The sequence below is a fragment of the Micromonospora sp. NPDC049900 genome (genome assembly GCF_044461025.1).
GTDB lineage: Bacteria > Actinomycetota > Actinomycetes > Mycobacteriales > Micromonosporaceae > Micromonospora.
In genome coordinates this window covers 862,543-881,174 of sequence record NZ_JBITKM010000001.1, presented here as the reverse complement: position 1 = coordinate 881,174, position 18,632 = coordinate 862,543, and the positions used below count along the sequence as shown (strand labels likewise).

The 18,632-nt window shown below is 71.3% G+C and carries 11 protein-coding genes; 3 read left to right on the top strand and 8 right to left on the bottom strand.

Annotated elements, in window-relative coordinates; all coding sequences use genetic code 11:
• Positions 1 to 170: 170 nt before the first annotated feature.
• Entirely contained in the window at positions 171 to 1,976 is a 1,806-nt protein-coding gene (locus ACIBMZ_RS04095) for a glycoside hydrolase family 6 protein (protein ID WP_396690800.1), read from the bottom strand.
• A gap of 537 nt (positions 1,977 to 2,513) precedes the next feature.
• On the opposite strand from ACIBMZ_RS04095, the gene ACIBMZ_RS04090 reads away from it, so the two are divergent.
• Together ACIBMZ_RS04090 and ACIBMZ_RS04085 are read left to right on the top strand one after the other, a co-directional pair.
• Positions 2,514 to 3,551: a hypothetical protein gene (locus tag ACIBMZ_RS04090; RefSeq protein WP_396690798.1), complete on the top strand. Its 1,038-nt coding sequence runs from the start codon at positions 2,514 to 2,516 to the stop codon at positions 3,549 to 3,551.
• Positions 3,535 to 4,260, top strand: coding sequence for a class F sortase (locus ACIBMZ_RS04085; protein WP_396690796.1), 726 nt, complete (start codon positions 3,535 to 3,537; stop codon positions 4,258 to 4,260). Before ACIBMZ_RS04090 ends, ACIBMZ_RS04085 begins: the two co-directional genes overlap by 17 nt.
• Positions 4,261 to 4,347: 87 nt before the next feature.
• On the opposite strand, the gene ACIBMZ_RS04080 is transcribed toward ACIBMZ_RS04085, so the two are convergent.
• Positions 4,348 to 9,399, bottom strand: coding sequence for an NAD-glutamate dehydrogenase (locus ACIBMZ_RS04080; protein ID WP_396690794.1), 5,052 nt, complete (start codon positions 9,397 to 9,399; stop codon positions 4,348 to 4,350).
• Positions 9,400 to 9,689: 290 nt separating this feature from the next.
• On the opposite strand from ACIBMZ_RS04080, the gene ACIBMZ_RS04075 reads away from it, so the two are divergent.
• On the top strand, positions 9,690 to 11,642 hold the full coding sequence (locus ACIBMZ_RS04075; protein ID WP_396690792.1) for a penicillin-binding transpeptidase domain-containing protein: 1,953 nt from the start codon (positions 9,690 to 9,692) through the stop codon (positions 11,640 to 11,642).
• A gap of 4 nt (positions 11,643 to 11,646) precedes the next feature.
• Here the strand turns inward: ACIBMZ_RS04075 and ACIBMZ_RS04070 are convergent, their stop codons facing one another.
• The 6 genes from ACIBMZ_RS04070 to ACIBMZ_RS04045 all read right to left on the bottom strand — a co-directional run bounded on the left by ACIBMZ_RS04070 (position 11,647) and on the right by ACIBMZ_RS04045 (position 18,575).
• Positions 11,647 to 12,912, bottom strand: coding sequence for an arginase family protein (locus ACIBMZ_RS04070; protein WP_396690790.1), 1,266 nt, complete (start codon positions 12,910 to 12,912; stop codon positions 11,647 to 11,649).
• A 70-nt stretch (positions 12,913 to 12,982) separates the two neighbouring features.
• On the bottom strand, positions 12,983 to 13,897 hold the full coding sequence (locus tag ACIBMZ_RS04065; RefSeq protein ID WP_396690788.1) for a tetratricopeptide repeat protein: 915 nt from the start codon (positions 13,895 to 13,897) through the stop codon (positions 12,983 to 12,985).
• A gap of 100 nt (positions 13,898 to 13,997) precedes the next feature.
• Positions 13,998 to 15,686: a methylmalonyl-CoA mutase gene (locus tag ACIBMZ_RS04060; protein ID WP_396690786.1), complete on the bottom strand. Its 1,689-nt coding sequence runs from the start codon at positions 15,684 to 15,686 to the stop codon at positions 13,998 to 14,000.
• A gap of 103 nt (positions 15,687 to 15,789) precedes the next feature.
• The gene (locus ACIBMZ_RS04055; protein ID WP_396690784.1) at positions 15,790 to 16,194 is read right to left on the bottom strand and encodes an Asp23/Gls24 family envelope stress response protein; all 405 of its coding nucleotides are present in this window, start codon (positions 16,192 to 16,194) and stop codon (positions 15,790 to 15,792) included.
• 88 nt (positions 16,195 to 16,282) lie between these two features.
• Positions 16,283 to 17,284 carry a methylmalonyl Co-A mutase-associated GTPase MeaB gene (gene meaB / locus ACIBMZ_RS04050; RefSeq protein ID WP_396690783.1) on the bottom strand — a complete coding sequence of 334 codons (1,002 nt, stop codon included), beginning with the start codon at positions 17,282 to 17,284 and terminating at the stop codon, positions 16,283 to 16,285.
• Between the two features lie 91 nt (positions 17,285 to 17,375).
• Entirely contained in the window at positions 17,376 to 18,575 is a 1,200-nt protein-coding gene (locus ACIBMZ_RS04045; RefSeq protein ID WP_396690781.1) for an acetyl-CoA C-acetyltransferase, read from the bottom strand.
• Positions 18,576 to 18,632 lie beyond the last annotated feature (57 nt).

Here is an 18,632-nt window from a genome sequence, read left to right as displayed (position 1 = left end):
TAGCCCCTCCCCGCGCCCGGGCGGGGGGGGGGGGCCCCGCGGGGGGGGGGGGCCGGGGGGGGGGGGCCGGGGGGCCCCCCCCCCGCCCCGGGGGGGGCCCCCCCCCCCCGCCCCGGGAAACCCGCCGTCGCAGCGCCTCACCTACTGCTGACGGCCGGTATGCCTAGCCGTCAGGACAACGGCGGGTAGGCGTTGCGCATCAGCTCGGCGAACTGCGCCGGGAACCAGGCGCCCGAGATCGGGGCGTCGGCCAGGGCACCGCTGCGGCTGTTGCCGTTGCGGTCGTTTCCGGTGTAGGTCGGGTCGCACATCCGGTCGAAGCCCTTGCCGTCGTTGTTCGGGATCTCGCGGCTGGAGCCGTCCGACTCACCCGGGGGCTTGATCCAGACGTACGCGTCGATGCCCGACGCCGGCGCGGCCTTCGGCCGCTCGCCCATGCCCGCACCGGCCTGGTTGCACCAGTTGCCCTTGTGGATGCGGCGGTCGACCCGGCCGCCGTCGACGTAGGCGTCCACGCTGGTCGTCGGGCCCGCGCCGGTGGGCCGGGCGCTGCCGCCCCAGCCGTTACGGGAGGTGTCGATCAGCATGCCGATGCCGCTGGGGAAGCCCTGCCGGACCAGTTCCTGCCGGAACGCCTGAGCGAAGCTCTGCTCGTCGTTGTAGAAGTTCCAGTCGATCCACTTGGCCTGACGCACCGTCTGCCCGTTGACCGTGTCGCTGATCTTCGCGTACGGCTCGATCAGGGCGGAGTAGTTGGCGGTGTTGGTGATGAAGCCGTGCACGTTGTTGACCGTGCTGCCGGAGGCGGTGGCGGCCTCCTTCAGGACCTGGGCGCTCGGGACGAAGTTGCTGTCCCAGCCGAGCCAGCCGTGGTGCCCGGCGTCGACGTAGTTGTAGACGTTCGGGATCGCGCCCAGCTTGGCCAGCGCGTAGCCGACACCCTGCACGTAGGCGCCGTTGGCCTTCACCGTGTCGCACATCACGGTGCCACCCGGGTTGTTGGAGGTGTTGGTCACCAGGTTCGGCAGCGAGTCGACCTCGATGACGGTGATGATCCGCAGGTTGCGGTACTTCGTGTCACCCATGATCGCCGCGATCGGGTCGATGTACTGCGCCTTGTACTTGGGCAGCTCGTCGGCCTTCAGCTCACCGTTGGAGGCGAGCGCCGCGCAGTCCCGGCCGGGCAGGTTGTAGATGACGAACTGGATGTACTCGGCGTTCTGCCGCAGCGCCTCGTCCAGGTGGTCCCGGATGCCCATCGGGCCGTTGGACTGGCTGTTGTCCGTACCCTCGATCGCCGCGATCCGGTCGATCCAGACGGCGGTCGAGATGCTCGACACCCGGTTGCCACCGGTGACCGACTCGGCCCGGGCCTTCCACTCCGGGTTCACGTAGCCCCGGGCGTTCAGGTACGGGTTGTCGACCTTGGTACCGGGCGGCGGCGTGGTGGGCGGAGGCGTCGTGGGCGGCGGGGTGGTCGGCGGCGGCGTCGTCGGCGGCGGGGTGGTCGGCGGCGGGGTGGTGGGCGGCGGCGTCGTCGGCGTGGTGCCGCCGTTGCAGGCGACCCCGTTGACCGTGAACGAGGTGGGCTTCGGGTTGCTGCCGCTCCAGGCACCGTTGAAGCCGATGCTGGTGCTGGCGCCGGTGGCCAGGTTGCCGTTGTAGGACTCGTTCTGCGCGGTCACGTTCCGGCCCGACTGGGTCCAGCGGGCCGACCAGCCCTGCTGGACGCGCTGGTTGGCGTCGGGGAACGTGAAGCCGAGCGTCCAACTGGTGAGCCGGTCACCGATGTTCCGGATGGTGATGTTGGCGGTGAAGCCGCCCTGCCAGTCGTTGGTCGTGTACGCGACGTCGCACTGCGTCGCGGCGTGCGCCGCGGTGACCGGAATCGTCACCAAACCGCCCGCGACCAGCGCGCTCGCGCCAGCCAGCGCGACGGCCCGCCGTCGACTGGACAGCCTTCTCCACACATTCATGCCACTGATCTCCTTGGGCGAGACCGGATCCGCGTACGGCCCGGCACGTGGCGTCCGAGGGACGTCCTGCACGGACGACCGCCGATGCCAACGGGATTCTTCGGGAGCGCCCGACCCGGGCGGGCGTTGGTGGTGGTGCACGACCGGCTGACCCGGTCGACGGCAAGTGGTCGTCCGGTGAACCCGGATGCCCTCGACAACTGCCTGTGCGGTGTGGCTCCGATCACCGCGTGCAGCGATTCTTGCATGGGAGCGCTTCCATGGCAATGGTTCGATATTTTCGAAACCCTACCCGGACCCGATGGGCGCGCCAGGTGACACACCGCCACCGAACCCGCTTCCAGCGGCTACGAAGAGGTGGAAACACCCCACCGGGGACGGGCCGGGACACCCCCCTCAGCGATGCCTGATCGATCGGGTAAATCGTACGAATGCCAGAACACGAATCTTTCCCTGCATAGGTCGTGAAACGGTCTAACGTCAGTTCTGGCTCGGTTGTGCGAGCCGCAGGACAACAGGGATGGAGTGACACAGGTCATGGCTAAGAAGATGCTGGGGAAGGTCGTTGCGGGTGCCGCCCTCGGCGGTGCTTCCCTGCTGGTGTTCGCGCCCGGGGTCGCGCTCGCCGACGGCCACGCTCCCGAGGACGAGGGCAAGGTCTTCGCCAAGCCGCACGCGGTGAAGCCCGGCGACGAGGTCAAGCTCGTGCAGATCTGCGAAGAGGCGCAGGAGCACGCCTTCGTCTGGTCCAAGGTCACCGGCAAGGTCAAGCTCGAAGCGGCCCACAAGGGTGGCGACCGGGGTGACAAGGGTGGCGACCGAGGCGACAAGGGTGGCGACCGGGACTGGAAACAGGACCGCAAGGACTGGGAGGACAAGAAGGACTGGCAGGACGGCAAGGACTGGCAGTCGGGCGGCGAAGACCGCACCGAGGGCAAGGACTGGCAGTCGGGCGGCGAAGACCGCACCGAGAGCAAGGACTGGCAGTCCGGCGGCGAAGACCGCACCGAGAGCAAGGACTGGTCGGGCGAGGCCGAGTCGGCACCGGAGTCCAAGGGCACCGGTGGCGGTGCGGCCGACGCCGACGGCAAGGACCGCGACTGGAAGGCCGAGGAGCACGGCCAGGACGCGGAGGGCGAGGACCACAAGGCCCCGTCCGCCGAGGAGGAGCACGGCGCCAAGTCCGAGCACGACTGGAAGGGCGAGGACGAGCGCGAGTGGTCCGGCGAGAAGGACTGGTCCGGCGAGAAGGACTGGTCGGGCGAGAAGGACTGGTCGGGCGAGCGCGGCAAGGACGACTCGGGCGACCGCTGGGAGCACGAGAAGGACTTCGTCTACTACGGCGAGGCCCGCGTAGCCAAGGACGCCAAGCCCGGCACGTACGAGCTCAAGGGCTCGTGCGGCGTGGGTGAGATCGTGGTCCTGCCGCACGGCGGGGTCGACGGCGGAGACGGTGGCATCGCCACCGGCGCCAACGGTGGCCTGGCCACCGCCGGAGCGGGCATGGTCGGTGCGGCGGCCCTCGGTGGCCTCGTGCTGATGCGTCGGCGCCGGGCCGATGAGTTCGCGGCCTGACGCGACGGCGAGGCGGGCCGGCGGCCGTCACGGATCTCCGTGGCGCGCCGTCGGCGCCGCCGTCGTCGTGCTGCTGGCCATGGTCGGTTCCGGCCTGATCGGCGCATCACTGCGGCCCGTCGAGCCGGTACGCCCACCGCAGCCCCTGGCACAGGCCGGTCCGAGCACCCCCGAGCCGCGCGCGTCCGTACCCTTCGACGACGCGGACCTCGACGACGGTGCCTCCGACGCGGACCGCCCCGCGACCGGGCTGCCCCGCTCCGCCCCGACCACGATCACCATCCCCCGTATCGGCGTCGACGCGAAGATCATGATGCTCGGCACCAACCCTGACGGCACCGTGGAGGTTCCCCCGCTGGACCAGGCCATGCTCGCCGGTTGGTACTCGCCGGGTCCCAGCCCCGGCGAGGTGGGCAACTCGGTGATCGTCGGGCACGTGGACTCTGCGGCGATCGGTGCGGCCGTCTTCTTCTCCCTCGGCGCGCTGCAACCCGGCGACGTCATCACGGTCAGCCGGGCCGACGGTGGATCGGTCGACTTCCGGGTGGACTCGGTGGCCGCCCACCCCAAGAACGCCTTCCCCACCGAACAGGTGTACGGCCCGTCCGACCGACCCGGGCTGCGCGTGATCACCTGCGGCGGCCAGTTCGACGAGGCCAAGGGCGACTACCCGGACAACGTGATCGTCTTCGCCTCGCTGGTGAGCTGAACGAGAGGTCGCTGGTGGGCTGACCGAGACGTGAGGAAGGGCACCTTCCTATGCACGAGGCGTTAGAAAGGTGCCCTTCCTTTCACGTCAGCTCGCTGACGAGGTCCGCACCAGGGTGCGGATCTGGCGCAGCAGCACGCTGAGCGCGGCCAGGTCGGCGCGGGACTCGTCGAACTCCCCCATCGCCCGCTCGGCGCGGTGGATCGAGGTGGCGTTCGACTGCTCCCACTGCTGCACCCGCTCCGCCGGTGAAAGGTCGCCCGGCGTGGAGTCGAGCACCTCCCCGGTGAGCGCGGCCAGCGCGGCGTACAGGTCGTAGCGCAGCGCCATCCGGGCCAGCGTCTGCCAGCGGTCCTCCCGCGGCAGCAGGGAGATCTTCGACAGCAGCGAGTCGACCCGGAACCGGTTCGAGAGCACGAAGTAGACCGAGGCCACCTCGCTCACGTCCCGTCCGCTGCCGGCCGCAGTCTCCACCACGTCCAGCAGACCGAAGCTGTACATCAGGCGGGTGTTGCGCTCGGCCAGCTCACGCGGCACGCCCCGCTCGGTCATCGAGTCGATGTGCGCCGCGATGCCCTCCCGCTCGGTGCCGTAGAACAGCGTCTCCAGCTTCGGCAGCAGCTCGGCCACTCCCTCCCGCAACCGGGCGATCTCCGCCGGCACGTCCAGTGGCGAGCGCCGGTTGGTGACCAGCCAGCGGACCGCCCGGTCGAGCAGCCGCCGGGTGTCCAGGTAGGCGCTGGTCTGCAACTCCGGGTCGATGCGGTTGTCCAGGGCCTCGATGGCGTCCCAGACCTCGCGCAACCCGAACACCTCGCGGACCACCACGTACGCCCGGATCACGTCGGCGGCGGTGGCGGCGGTCTCCTCGACCACCCGGTAGACGAACGAGATGCCGCCCCGGTTGATCGCCTCGTTGACCAGCACCGTGGTGACGATGTCGCGACGCAGCCGGTGCCGGTCCATCCGGTCGGCGAACCGCTCCCGCATCGGGGTCGGGAAGTAGTTGACCAACACCTCGTCGGTCCACTCCTCGTCGGCCAGCCCCTCGGCGATGATCTCCTTCTCCAGGGCGATCTTCACGTACGCCAGCAGCACCGCGAACTCCGGCGCGGTCAGCCCGGACTCGGCGCGTACCGCCAGTTCCTCGTCCGGCGGCAGCGCCTCCAGCGCCCGGTTCAACTCGCCGGAGCGCTCCAGATCCGTGATCATCCGACGGTGCACCGGCAGCAGCGACGCGGCCTGCGCCTGGGCATTGTTGATCGCCCGGGCCTGGTCGTAGTTGTCCCGCAGCACCAGCTCGGCGACCTCGTCGGTCATCCGGGCGAGCAGGTCGTCCCGCTCGGGGACGGACAGCTCGCCGTCGGCCACCGCCGTGTTCAGCAGGATCTTGATATTCACCTCGTGGTCGGAGCAGTCCACCCCGGCCGCGTTGTCGATGAAGTCGGTGTACATCCGGCCGCCCGACTGGGCGTACTCGATCCGACCCTGCTGGGTGAAGCCCAGGTTGCCGCCCTCGCCGACCACCCGGCAGCGCAGGTTGCGCCCGTCCACCCGGATCGCGTCGTTGGACTTGTCGCCCACCTCGGCGTTGGTCTGGGTGGAGGCCTTGACGTAGGTGCCGATGCCGCCGTTCCAGAACAGGTCGACCGGCGCGGTGACGATCGCCTTCATCAGCTCCTGCGGGCTGATCTGCGTCACGTCGTCGGGCAGCCCGAGCACCGCGCGGACCTGCGGCGACACCGGCACCGACTTCGCGGTACGCGGGTAGACGCCACCGCCGGCCGAGATCAGCTCGGCGTTGTAGTCCTCCCAGGTCGACCGGGACAGCTCGAACAGCCGCTTGCGCTCGACGAACGAGGTGGCCGCGTCCGGGTTCGGGTCCAGGAAGATGTGCCGGTGGTCGAAGGCGGCCACCAACCGGATGTGCTCGGAGAGCAGCATCCCGTTGCCGAAGACGTCGCCGGACATGTCGCCGACGCCGACCACGGTGAAGTCCTGGTTCTGGGTGTCGTGGCCCAGCTCGCGGAAGTGCCGCTTGACCGACTCCCAGGCACCCCGGGCGGTGATGCCCATCTTCTTGTGGTCGTAGCCCGCCGAACCGCCGGAGGCGAACGCGTCGCCCATCCAGAAGTTGTGCGCGACGGAGATCTCGTTGGCGATGTCGGAGAAGGTCGCGGTGCCCTTGTCGGCCGCCACCACCATGTACGGGTCGTCGCCGTCGTGCCGGACCACGTCCTCGGGCGGCACGATGTCACCGGCCGCGATGTTGTCGGTGACGTCCAGCAGCGCCGAGATGAACTCCTTGTAGCAGACCACGGCCTCGTCCCGGTCGCCCGGGCGCTGCTTGAGCACGAAGCCGCCCTTGGCGCCCACCGGCACGATCACCGCGTTCTTGACCATCTGCGCCTTGACCAGGCCGAGCACCTCGGTCCGGAAGTCCTCCCGCCGGTCGGACCAGCGCAGCCCGCCCCGGGCCACCGGCCCGAACCGCAGGTGCACACCCTCGAACCGGGGCGAGTAGACGAAGATCTCGAACTTCGGCCGGGGCGCCGGCAGGTCCGGGATGGCCTGCGGGTCGAGCTTGAACGCCACGTACGGCTTGGGCCGCCCGCCGATCGGCTTCTGGTAGAAGCTGGTCCGCAGGGTGGCCTGGATCAGGTTCAGGTACGCCCGCAGGATGCGGTCCTGGTCCAGGCTGGCCACGTCGTCGAGCGCCGCGTCGATCTCGGAGACCAGCTCCGCGGCCCGCTGCTCCCGCTGCTCGGCGGTGAGCGAGCCCGGTTCGAACCGTGCCTCGAAGAGGCGCACCAGCAGCGTGGCCATCCCCGGGTACGCGATGAACGTCGACTCCATGTAGTCCTGGGAGAAGACGGTGCCGGTCTGGCGGAGGTACTTCGCGTACGCCCGCAGCACCACCACCTGCCGCCAGGTGAGCCCGGCGCGCAGCACCAGCTCGTTGAAGCCGTCCACCTCGGCCTCGCCCCGCCACGCCGCCGCGAAGGCGTTCTCCACGTGCGGGCGGACCTCGGCCAGCTCCTGGTGGCCCTCGGGCAGCCGCAGCCCGAAGTCGTACAGCCAGATCCGGCCGTCGACGCGTTCCACCTCGTACGGGTGCTCGTCGACCACCTTCACGCCGAGCGAGTGCAGCACCGGCAGCACCGCGGAGAGCATCATCGGCTCGCCGTAGCGGTAGACCTTGAACCGGACGTCCATCGACTCGTCGACGTCGGCCCGGACGACCGCACGCGGCAGCGGCTGCTTGCGGAACAGGTGCATCTCAAGCTGGCCGGACTCCTCCAGCAGCTCCAGCTTGGCCAGGTCCTTCATCGCCTCGTACGGCGTGTGCCCGTCCTTGTAGCCCTCCGGGAACGCGTCGGCGTACCGGGCGAACAGGTGCTTGGCCTGCTCGTCGCCGAGCTTGCGTTCCAGCACCAGCCGGTAGTCGTCGTCCCACAGCCGGGTGGCGTCGGCCAACTCCTCGGCGAGCAGGTCGGCGTCGATGTCCCCGGGCGGGCTGCCCGGGTCGGTCCGCACGATGAAGTGCACCCGGGCCAGCATCGACTCGGTGACCCGGGTGGTGTAGTCCACCCCGACACCGTTCAGCTCGCGCAGCAGGATGTCCTGCATGCGTAGTCGGTTCTGCGTGGTGAACCGATCCCGGGGCAGGTAGATCAGGCAGGAGATGAACCGCCCGTACGCGTCCCGACGCAGGAACACCCGCAGTTGCCGGCGACCCGCCATCCGCAGCACCCCGATGACCGCGTGGTACAGGTCGTCGGTCTTGATCTGGAACAGCTCGTCACGCGGGTACGTCTCCAGGATCTGCAACAGGTCCTTGCCGGAGTGGCTGCGCTGGCTGAGCCCGGAGCGGTCCAACACCTCGGCGACCTTGCGTCGGACCACCGGCAGCTCCTGCACGCTGGTCCGGTACGCGGCGGTGGAGAACAGGCCGAGGAACCGCCGCTCGCCGACCACCCGACCCTCGGCGTCAAAGATCTTGAAGCCGATGTAGTCGAGGTAGGCAGACCGGTGCACGGTGGCCCGCGAGTTCGCCTTGGTGATGATCAGCAGGCGCTTCTCGGTGACCTTCTCGTGCGCCTCGGGCGTCATCGACGACAGCGCCCGCGCCTCCGGCGAGTCCTGCCGCAGGATGCCCAGCCCGGTGCCGAGCACCGCCTCCAGTGCCGGCCCGCCCTCGGTCGAGTTCGGCACCAGCCGGTACTCGCGGTACCCGAGGAAGGTGAAGTGGTCGTGGGCCAGCCAGCGCAGCAGCTCGACCGAGTCGGTGATGTCCTTCTCCGGCACCGGCGGCCGGTTGTCGCTGGTCCGCGCGGCGGCCAGCTCGTCAGCGAGGGCGAGGGCCCGCTGGCGCATCTTGGGCCAGTCCTCGACGGCCTCGCGCACGTCGGTGAGCACCCGCTGCAACTCGCGGCGCAGCTTGTCGCGCTCCTCCGGATCCCGGACCGGGTCGATCTCGATCCGCATCCAGCTCTCGACCAGGTCGCCGTCGATCGCGTCGTCCGGCTCCACGTCGGCGGCCACCTCGACCAGCCGGCCCAGCGGCTCACGGCGCACCACGACCAGCGGGTGCACCAGCAGGTGCACGTCCAGGTGGTGGCTGTTGAGCAGCGCGGTCACCGAGTCGACCAGGAACGGCATGTCGTCGGTGACGATCTCGACGACGCTGTGGTGCTGCTCGGCGTCGGGTGAGTGGATCCGCAGCTTCAACTCGCCCGGTACCCGCTGCTCGGCGAGCTGGCGGTGGGCGCGTGCGGCGTCGAGCATCTCCTCGGCGGTGAAGCCGATCAGCTCCTCGTCCGGCGCGAACCGCCAGAACCGACCCACCAGGGTCGCCGCGTCGTGGTCGTCGCCGGCCAGGGCGACCGCCTGGGCCACCAACCGCTCGGCGTTGGGCACCGGCTCGTCGAGCTCGGCGTCCTCCACGTCGTCCGCCAACGCCTCTGGTGGCAGACCCAGGTCGTAGAGGGTGTCGATGCTCGAACCGGTCATCCCGGTCGTTCCTGTGTCGAGTCGGCCGTAGCCGTCTCCGTCGGTCGCCGTGTCGAAGCTGTCATCCCGGCCGGTGTCAGCCTGCCGGAGGTCGGGTCCCGGTTTGATCGCCGGACGCCGGTCCATTCGGTGCCACTCCCCTCGACCCACCGCGTTGTGGGTCATGCTCGCCGCCCAGCCTAGGCCAGACCGACCGGTCGCCCCGTCGGCGTACCACCAGCCGGACTTCCGGTGCGTGACATCGTCCTTTCGCCCGTTGCGGTACGAGGTTCGGCCGGGTCAGGAGTACCCCGCCAGATGTTGTTCATCACACCGGCACGGTCCCGTCTTTCGCCCATCCACGGCCAAGCGGGGCAGCCCCTGGTGCCAGGGCGTACTAGCGTGCAGGGCAGCCCGAGCAGGAGGACCCGGATCCGATGCACCGTGCGTACCGCAATCGCCACCTCTCGTCACAACTGGCTGCTCTCGTCACCGGCCTGGTGATCTCGGCCACTCTGGTCGCCTGCTCCGGTGAGGACGGCCCGGAACGCAGCGTGGACGCCTTCCTGGCCGGCTGGCCCACGGGTGACCTCCAGGCGGTCGGTTTCGTCGACCCGACCGGCAGCCGACTGGCCGCCGCCGACGTCGCCCGCGAGATCAAGGAGCTCTCCGGCGAACTGGCCGAGACGCCGCCCAAGCTGAGCCGGCAGGGCAAGCCCACGGTCGAGCGGGACACCGCGACCAGCACCGTCCGGGTGGAGTGGACCCTGCCCGGCGACGTCACCTGGACGTACGACCGGCCGGTCCGGCTGGTCAAGGGACGCGACGACGTCTGGCAGGTGATCTGGGAGCCGCAGGTCCTCGCCGACCAGCTCACCCGGGGCGACCGGCTCGGCCTGCGGCGTGACCCGGCCCCCCGCGCCGGGGTGCTCGACGGTGCGGGCGCGCCGCTGGTCGCCCCGCGCAAGGTGGTCCGGGTCGGGTTGGAACCCCGGGCGGTGACCGATGTCAAAGCCGTCACCCGCGACCTGGACGCGGCGTTCCGGGCCATCCGTCCGGCGATCAGCCCGCCGGTCGACCTGTCCGATCTGGCCAAGCGGTTGGACGAGGCGAAACCGGACGCGTTCGTCGAGGTGGTCACGCTGCGCGAGGAGGCGTACCGGCAGATCAGGTCGCGGATCACGGACCTGCCGGGAGCCGTCTTCTCCACCGACGAACTGGACCTCGCCCCCACCCGCGAGTTCGCCCGCGCGGTCCTCGGCACGGTCGGTCCGGCCCAGGCCGACGACCTGGCCAAGTTCCCCGACCGCTACGTCCGCGGGGACATGGTCGGGCACGGCGGGTTGCAGGGGCGCTGGGACGAACGGCTCCGTGGGGTGCCGGGCCTCACCGTGGTGGTCAAGCGGGCGTCCGGAGCCGGCACGGTGGAGCCCACCGGCACCGAACTGTTCCGGCACGACCCACGGCCCGGCGAGCCGGTGCGAACAAGCCTCGACGTGGCCACCCAGAACGCGGCCGACCAGGCACTGCGCGGCGAGCGGCGACGCTCCGCCCTGGTCGCCGTCCGGATCGGCGACGGCGCGGTGCTCGCCGCCGCCAACGGTCCCGGCGCCGCCGGGGAGAACCTGGCCTTCACCGCGCAGGTGCCGCCGGGCTCCACGTTCAAGATGGTCAGCGCGCTCGGGCTGGTGGAACGCGGCGCGGTGACCCCGGACACCCGGGTCGACTGCCCCAAGACCCAGGTCGTCGACGGCCGGTCGTTCAAGAACTCGAACGACTTCGCCCTCGGCGAGGTGCCCTTCCGCACCGTCTTCGCCCGGTCCTGCAACACCACGTTCGCCGCGCTGGCACCCCAGCTCGGCGGCGACGGGTTGGCCACCACCGGCCGGACGCTCGGCCTGGAGGGTCAGTGGACGGTCGGGCTCGACGCCTTCACCGGCAAGGTCTCCGCGAACGGCGGCGCCACCGAACAGGCCGCCGCCGCGATCGGGCAGGGCACCACCCTGGTCAGCCCGCTGGCCATGGCGGCGGCGACCGCAGCGGTGGCCAAGGGTGGCTTCATTCCGCCGAAGCTGGTGCTCGACCCCGCGCCCGAGGGGGCGGCCGAGCCGGGCCCGGAGCTGAACGCCGAGGCGGTGACGGCGGTCCGCACGATGATGCGCGAGGTCGTGACCAGCGGCACCGGCACCGCGTTGAAGGACGCCCCGGGCGGGCCGGTGCACGGCAAGACCGGCACCGCCGAGTACGACGACGACCCGGAGAACACCCACGCCTGGTTCGTCGGCTGGCAGGGGGACGTCGCCTTCGCCGTCTTCGTGGAGAAGGGCGGCTCGGGCAGCGGCACCGCCGTACCGATCGCCGAGCGTTTCCTGCGCGCGCTGTCGGCCTGACCGCTCAGGCGGTCAGGCCACCCGGCGCGGACGCGGGCCGGGCGGCGTCGTCGGCCGGGTCGGCGTCGGCGAACCCGTCCTCGTCGGGATCGGCGACCGCCGGCTCCTGGTACGCCACGTCCGGCTCCGGCGCCCGGTGCTCGACGCCGTCCGGCTCCCAGTCGGTGCCGTCCGACTCCGGCTCACGGTCGGCCCGGAGCCTCTCCTCCGGTCCGCCTGCACCCGGACCGGCGGCGACCGGTGCCGCCGCCAGCAGGCGCGGTCCGGCCGGTGGCACGTCGGTGAGGTCGACGCCCCGGCGTGGTGCCGGAGCCGACCGCTCGACCGCCTCCGGACGCAGTCGGGGCGGCACCGAGCCGGGCGCGGTCACCGGGCGCAGCCCGGCCACCAGCGTGTTGACGATCTCGGCCGCGTACGCGCCGTCCGGGTCGTAGTCCGGGTCGAAGACGGTCAGCTCGACGCCGAGGCAGTGCGGGGTGTCGACCAGCCCGGCGAGCAGGATCTCCAACTCGGCGAAGGCGATCCCGCCCGGGTCGGGGGCGTCGACCGCCGGCATCACGGCCGGGTCGAGGACGTCCACGTCGACGTGCACCCAGTAGCCGGCGCAGTCCGCGAGCTGCTCGTGCGCCCACTGGGCGGTCCGGGCGGCGCCCTCGGCCCGCAGCGCCGGCACCGGCCGGGTCAGGATCCCGGCGGCCTGGAGGTCCAGGCGGTACTCGTCCTGGGCGCGGATGCCGAGCACCACCACGTCGATGTCCCGGAAGTACGGGCGTCGCCCCTCGATGGCGGCCAGGTCGGCCTGCCCCCGACCGGTGACCAGGGCGAGGTCCTCACCGGCTGCGGCACCCACGTACGAGGCGTTGCCCGGATGCCGGAAGTCGGAGTGCCCGTCCACGAAGACCAGACCGATCCGGCCGCCCACCGCCTCGCCGAGCCGGTGCATGGCCAGGGCCGAGCCGAGCAGGATCGAGCAGTCGCCGCCGAGGATCACCGGGAACTCGCCCCGGTCGATGATCGCGCCGATCCGGTCCGCCAGCCCCACCGAGTAGCCGGCGATCTCCCGGGCGTGGCACACCCCGTCACCCGGCCGCCAGTCCCCCGCGTCGTACCGGGGCGGGGTCAGATGACCGGCGTCGCGCGCCCGCAGCCGCGGCAGCAGGCCCTGGTCACGCAGTGCGCCGGGCGCCTTGCCGCAGCCCGGCACCGAGGTCGGCGTGGGTGGGCGCAGACCGAGGTTGCTCGGCGCGTCGAGGACGGCGATTCGGCGCATGGTGGGCTCCCGTCCTTCGATGTCGGGCGGGCCGGCGAACACGCCGGCCCGCGCTGGCGTGGTAAGTGACTCAGAACAGAGCGCTGGCCAGGGCCCGACGCGCCGACGCGACGGCCGGATCCTCCGGACCGGCGATGGTGAAGAGACCGACCAGGTGCTGACGGACCTTCTCCCGGTCCTCCCCGGCGGTCCGCCGGACCACCGACACCAGCCGCTGGTACGCCTGCTCGGCCAGACCACTGAGCACCTCGATGTCGGCGGCCAGCAGTTGCGCGCCGACGTCGTCCGGGTCGGCCGCCGCGGCGGCGAGCGCCGCCTGCGGGTCCGCGCCGGCCACCCGGCGGGCCAGCCCGACCTGGGCCAGCCCGGCCTCCGCCGCCGCGTCCGCCGGGGTCTCCGCCAGGATCTTGCGGTACGCCCGCTCGGCCGCGTCCAGGTCACCGGTCATCAGGGCGTCGTCCGCCTCGTCCAGGCGCGGGTCCTCCGGCTCGGCCACGGCCACGCCACCGGCCTTGAGCACCGCCTGGATCCACTGGCGGAGCTGCGCCTCGGGGACCACGCCGGAGAAGGCGTCGACCGGCTGCCCGCCGACCACCGCGTACACCATCGGGATGCCCTGCACCCGGAACATCTGTGCCAGTCGAGGGTTGGCGTCCACGTCGACCTTGGCGAGCACCCAGGCGCCGCCGCCCTCCGTCGCCAGCCGCTCCAGCACCGGGGAGAGCTGCTTGCACGGCTCGCACCACTCGGCCCAGAAGTCCACCACCACGGGTGTGGTCAGCGAGCGCTCCAGCACCTCGGACTGGAAGGTCGCCTCGGTCACGTCGATGACGGTGACGCCGCCGCCGACGGGGCCGCCGGGCACGGCGGCGGGCGGGCCGGACTGGGCCGGTGCCGGGGTGGGACTGGGCGCGGCGGGGCGCAACGCGCTGAGGTCGACCGCGCCGCGGGTGAAGATCGACGAGGTGATCCGTGGGTCGCTCATGGTTACCTAGTCTCGCACGCGATTTGCCGAACTCAGATCAAGCGCCGCCCGTGCAGTTGCCACTGTCACCGCTGCCCAGACACCCCCGCCGGAGCGGGTGTCAGAACCGGGCGGGCTCGCGGTAAACGCCCCATTCCGCGCGCAGCGCGTCGCAGATCTCGCCGAGCGTGGCCTCGGCCCGAACGGCGTCGAGCATCGCCGGGATCATGTTCTCCCCGGTACGGCTCACCGCCACCATCTGCTCGACCGCCGTACGGGCCCGGGCGGCGTCCCGGCCGGTCTTGCGCTCGGCCAGCAACCGGCGCTGCTCCAGCTCCACCTCGTGCGAGATGCGCAGGATCTCCAGTTCCTTGGCGACCGTGCCGGTGTGGCAGTTGACGCCGACGATCTTCTTGTCGCCCTTCTCCAGCGCCTGCTGGTAGACGAACGCCGACTCGGCGATCTGGCCGGTGAACCAGCCGTCCTCGATGCCGCGCAGGATGCCGGAGGTCATCGGGCCGATGGTGTGCGGACCCTCGCCGCCCAGCGCGCGGATCCGGGCGAAGATCTCCTCCGCCTCCGCCTCGATCCGGTCGGTCAGCGCCTCCACGTACCACGAGCCGCCGAGCGGGTCCGCCACGTTGGTCACCCCGGTCTCCTCCATCAGCACCTGCTGGGTCCGCAGGGCGATCTCGGCGGAGGAGTCGGTGGGCAGCGCCAGGGTCTCGTCCAGCGCGTTGGTGTGCAGCGAGTTGGTGCCGCCGAGCACCGCGGCGAGCGCCTCGACGGCCGTCCGCACCACGTTGTTGACCGGCTGCTGGGCGGTCAGCGACACCCCGGCGGTCTGCGTGTGGAAACGCAGCCAGAGCGCCTTCTCGCTGGTGGCGCCGTACACGTCGCGCAGCCAGCGGGCCCAGATCCGGCGGGCGGCGCGGAACTTGGCGATCTCCTCGAAGAAGTCGACGTGCGAGTCGAAGAAGAAGCTCAGCCCGGGGGCGAAGACGTTGACGTCCAGCCCGCGCGAGAGGCCCAGCTCGACGTAGCCGAACCCGTCGGCCAGGGTGTACGCCAGCTCCTGCGCGGCGGTCGAGCCGGCCTCGCGGATGTGGTAGCCGGAGACGGAGAGCGGCTTGTAGCGCGGGATCTCCCGGGCGCAGTACTCCATCAGGTCGCCGATCAGGCGCAGGTGCGGCTCGGGGTCGAACAGCCACTCCTTCTGCGCGATGTACTCCTTGAAGATGTCCGTCTGCAGGGTGCCGTCGAGCGTCGACAGGTCGGCGCCCTGCCGCTCGGCGGCGACCAGGTACATGCAGAACACCGGCACCGCCGGACCGGAGATGGTCATGCTGGTGGTGACCGACGCCAGGTCGATGCCGTCGAACAGCGCCTCCATGTCGACGGCGCTGTCCACCGCCACGCCGCAGTGGCCCACCTCGCCGAGCGACTGCGGGTCGTCGGAGTCGCGGCCCATCAGGGTGGGCATGTCGAAGGCGACCGACAGACCGCCACCGCCCGCGCCGAGGATCATCTTGTAGCGCTCGTTGGTCTGGGCGGCGTTGCCGAACCCGGCGAACTGCCGGATGGTCCAGGTCCGCCCGCGATAGCCGGTCGGGTGCAGGCCCCGGGTGTACGGGAACTCGCCCGGCCAGCCGATCCGGTCGAAGCCCGGGTACGCGACACCCTCCGGGGGCCCGTAGACCGGCTCGACGGGCAGCCCGGAGAGCGTGGTGAAGTCCGCGTCCCGCTTACGGGCGGCGTCGTACCGGGCCTGCCAGCGGGCCCGTCCGGCGGCGATCTCGTCGGCGTTCATCCCCGGGCTCCTCCTCGAGTCCTCGACAGCACGTCGAGTGTAGAGCCCTTACCTGAACGATCGCTAAGGAAACGCCTACCGGTCGGTAATGTCGACGAGCCCCTCAGACGGCGGGTCCACCGATGGCGACGTCGTCCACCCGGATGTTGATCTCGTCGACCCGCAGCCCGTACGCCTCGATCGCCTGGGTCACCCCGACCCGTACCGCCGACGTCACCTCGGGCACCGCGTGCCCGGCGTCGATCACGATCACCAGGTTGACCACCGCCGCGCCGTTGGTGACGTGCGCCGAGCATCCGCGCCGGGCGTCCCCCACCTGGTCCAGCCCGACCCGGTCGAGCACCGCGTTGAAGAACCGCGCGACGTCCCCGCCCAACTCGACCACACCGGGCACGGCCTTCGCGGCGGCCACCGCGATCTTCTCCACCACCTCGTCGGAGATGTCGGTACGACCACCCGCCACCGCGTCCGGCGTCATGGGCAACTCCTGCGTCATCTCGTGGTCCATCTCTCTCCAGCAGCCGTCACACCACCCCACGCGCTCTGCGAAGGCGGTGCGAGCGTAACCGTCCGAGACGGTCCGCAGTGGACCTCGTTCAGTCGGAGAGCTGTGCCAGCAGGGTGTCCGCAGCGGCGTACGGATCGATCGCTCCGGCGGCGACCTCGGCGGCGAGCGCCGGCAACTGCGTACCGTCGCGCAGCGAGCCGATCCGGGCCCGCAGCGCCCCCAGCGCGATCGCCTCGATCTCGGCGGCGGCCCGCGCCTGACGGCGGCGGCGCAGCTCGTCGTGCTCGACCAACCAGCCACGGTGCTTGTCGATCGCGGCGGCGACGTCGTCGATCCCCTCGCCCCGCACGGCGACCGCCCGCACCACCTGTGGCCGCCACTGCCCCGGTCCACGCTCGCCGAGCGCGATCATGCCCTGGATGTCGCGGACGGTGGCGTCGGCACCGTCGCGGTCGGCCTTGTTCACCACGAAGACGTCGGCGATCTCCAGGATGCCGGCCTTCACCGCCTGGATCGCGTCGCCCATGCCCGGCGCGAGCAGCACCAGCGTCGTGTCGGCGAGCGAGGCCACCTCGACCTCGGCCTGCCCGACCCCGACGGTCTCCACCAGTACCACGTCGCAGCCGGCACCCTCCAGCACCCGCACCGCCTGCGGAGTGGCCGCCGACAGCCCGCCCAGGTGCCCCCGGCTGGACATCGACCGGATGTACACACCCGGGTCGGTGGCGTGGTCCTGCATCCGTACCCGGTCACCGAGGATCGCCCCGCCGGTGAACGGACTGGACGGGTCGATCGCCAGCACGCCGACCCGGTGGCCCCGCGCCCGAAGCGCGCTGACCAGCTCGTTGGTGGTGGTCGACTTACCCACCCCCGGCGAACCGGTCAGCCCGACCACCTGGGCCCGCCCGGTGTGCGGGGCGAGCGCCGCCGCGATACGCGGCAGCGTCTCGTCACCCGACTCGACCAGGGTGATCAGTCGGGCCACCGCGCGCGGGTCACCCTCACGGGCCCGCTCGACCAGCAGCGGTACGTCCCGACTGCGCCGCACCGAACCGGCCGCGGCCGGTGCGTTCCCCCTCGCCTCGCTCATGCAGCCGCCCTCACCCGCGACGCTCGGCGGCTCGGCACCCCGGGTGTCGTTCGCGGCTGCCCGGCTCGCCGGGTCGACTCGCTCGTCGTGCTCACAGGTCGGTCTCGGTGGGGTCGGGGACGTGGATGATCAACGCGTCGCCCTGGCCGCCGCCGCCGCAGAGCGCCGCCGCGCCGGTGCCGCCGCCCCGCCGCTTCAGCTCCATCGCCAGGGTCAGCACCAGACGGGCGCCGGACATGCCGATCGGGTGCCCCAGCGCGATCGCGCCACCGTTCACGTTCACCTTGTCCGGGCTGATCCCGAGGTCACGGGTGGACTGGATGCCGACCTGGGCGAACGCCTCGTTGATCTCGATCAGGTCGAGGTCGGAGATGCCCAGCCCGCCCTTGCGCAGCGCGTGCGTGATGGCGTTGGCCGGCTGCGAGTGCAGGGAGTTGTCCGGACCGGCCACGTTGCCGTGCGCACCCACCTCGGCCAGCCAGGTCAACCCGAGTTCCTTGGCCTTCGCCTCGCTCATCACGACCACCGCGGCCGCGCCGTCGGAGATCGGCGACGAACTGCCGGCGGTGATGGTGCCGTCCTTCGCGAAGGCCGGACGGAGCTTGGCCAGCGTCTCGACGGTGGTGTCCGGGCGGATGCCCTCGTCCTCGCTGACCACCAACGGGTCACCCTTGCGCTGCGGGATGACCACCGGGGTGATCTCGTCGGCGAAGTGGCCGTTCTTCTGCGCGGCGGCGGCCCGCTGGTGGCTGGCCGCGGCGAAGGCGTCCTGCTCCGCGCGGCTGATCGCCCGGTCGGCGCCGTGCCGCTCGGTGGACTCGCCCATCGAACAGCAGTCCCACACGTCGGTCAGGCCGTCCAGCGCCATGTGGTCCTTGACCACCACGTCGCCGTACTTGTAGCCGCCCCGTTGACCGAGGAGCAGGTGCGGGGCGTTGGTCATCGACTCCATGCCGCCGGCCACCACCACGTCGAACTCACCGGCCCGGATCAACTGGTCGGCCAGGGCGATCGCGTCCAGCCCGGAGAGGCAGACCTTGTTGATGGTCAGCGCGGGCACCGACATCGGGATACCCGCCTCCACGGCCGCCTGGCGGGCCGGGATCTGGCCGGTACCGGCCTGGAGCACCTGCCCCATGATCACGTACTGGACCTGGTCCGGGGCCACGCCGGCACGTTCCAGTGCCGCGGAGATGGCGATACCGCCCAGTTTCGTCGCCGGTAGGTCCTTCAGGTTGCCCAGCAGACGCCCCATCGGGGTCCGCGCGCCACTGACGATCACCGAAGCCATGACTGCCTCCGAGGGGGGTGCCGACCTGTACGCCTTAACTATCGTTCGGCCAGACTA

Coding starts and splice junctions, on each gene's coding strand:
- ACIBMZ_RS04095 (WP_396690800.1), bottom strand. CDS start 1,976: ATGAATGTGTGGAGAAGGCTGTCCAGTCGACGGCGGGCCGTCGCGCTG.
- ACIBMZ_RS04090 (WP_396690798.1), top strand. CDS start 2,514: ATGGCTAAGAAGATGCTGGGGAAGGTCGTTGCGGGTGCCGCCCTCGGC.
- ACIBMZ_RS04085 (WP_396690796.1), top strand. CDS start 3,535: ATGAGTTCGCGGCCTGACGCGACGGCGAGGCGGGCCGGCGGCCGTCAC.
- ACIBMZ_RS04080 (WP_396690794.1), bottom strand. CDS start 9,399: ATGGACCGGCGTCCGGCGATCAAACCGGGACCCGACCTCCGGCAGGCT.
- ACIBMZ_RS04075 (WP_396690792.1), top strand. CDS start 9,690: ATGCACCGTGCGTACCGCAATCGCCACCTCTCGTCACAACTGGCTGCT.
- ACIBMZ_RS04070 (WP_396690790.1), bottom strand. CDS start 12,912: ATGCGCCGAATCGCCGTCCTCGACGCGCCGAGCAACCTCGGTCTGCGC.
- ACIBMZ_RS04065 (WP_396690788.1), bottom strand. CDS start 13,897: ATGAGCGACCCACGGATCACCTCGTCGATCTTCACCCGCGGCGCGGTC.
- ACIBMZ_RS04060 (WP_396690786.1), bottom strand. CDS start 15,686: ATGAACGCCGACGAGATCGCCGCCGGACGGGCCCGCTGGCAGGCCCGG.
- ACIBMZ_RS04055 (WP_396690784.1), bottom strand. CDS start 16,194: ATGGACCACGAGATGACGCAGGAGTTGCCCATGACGCCGGACGCGGTG.
- meaB (WP_396690783.1), bottom strand. CDS start 17,284: ATGAGCGAGGCGAGGGGGAACGCACCGGCCGCGGCCGGTTCGGTGCGG.
- ACIBMZ_RS04045 (WP_396690781.1), bottom strand. CDS start 18,575: ATGGCTTCGGTGATCGTCAGTGGCGCGCGGACCCCGATGGGGCGTCTG.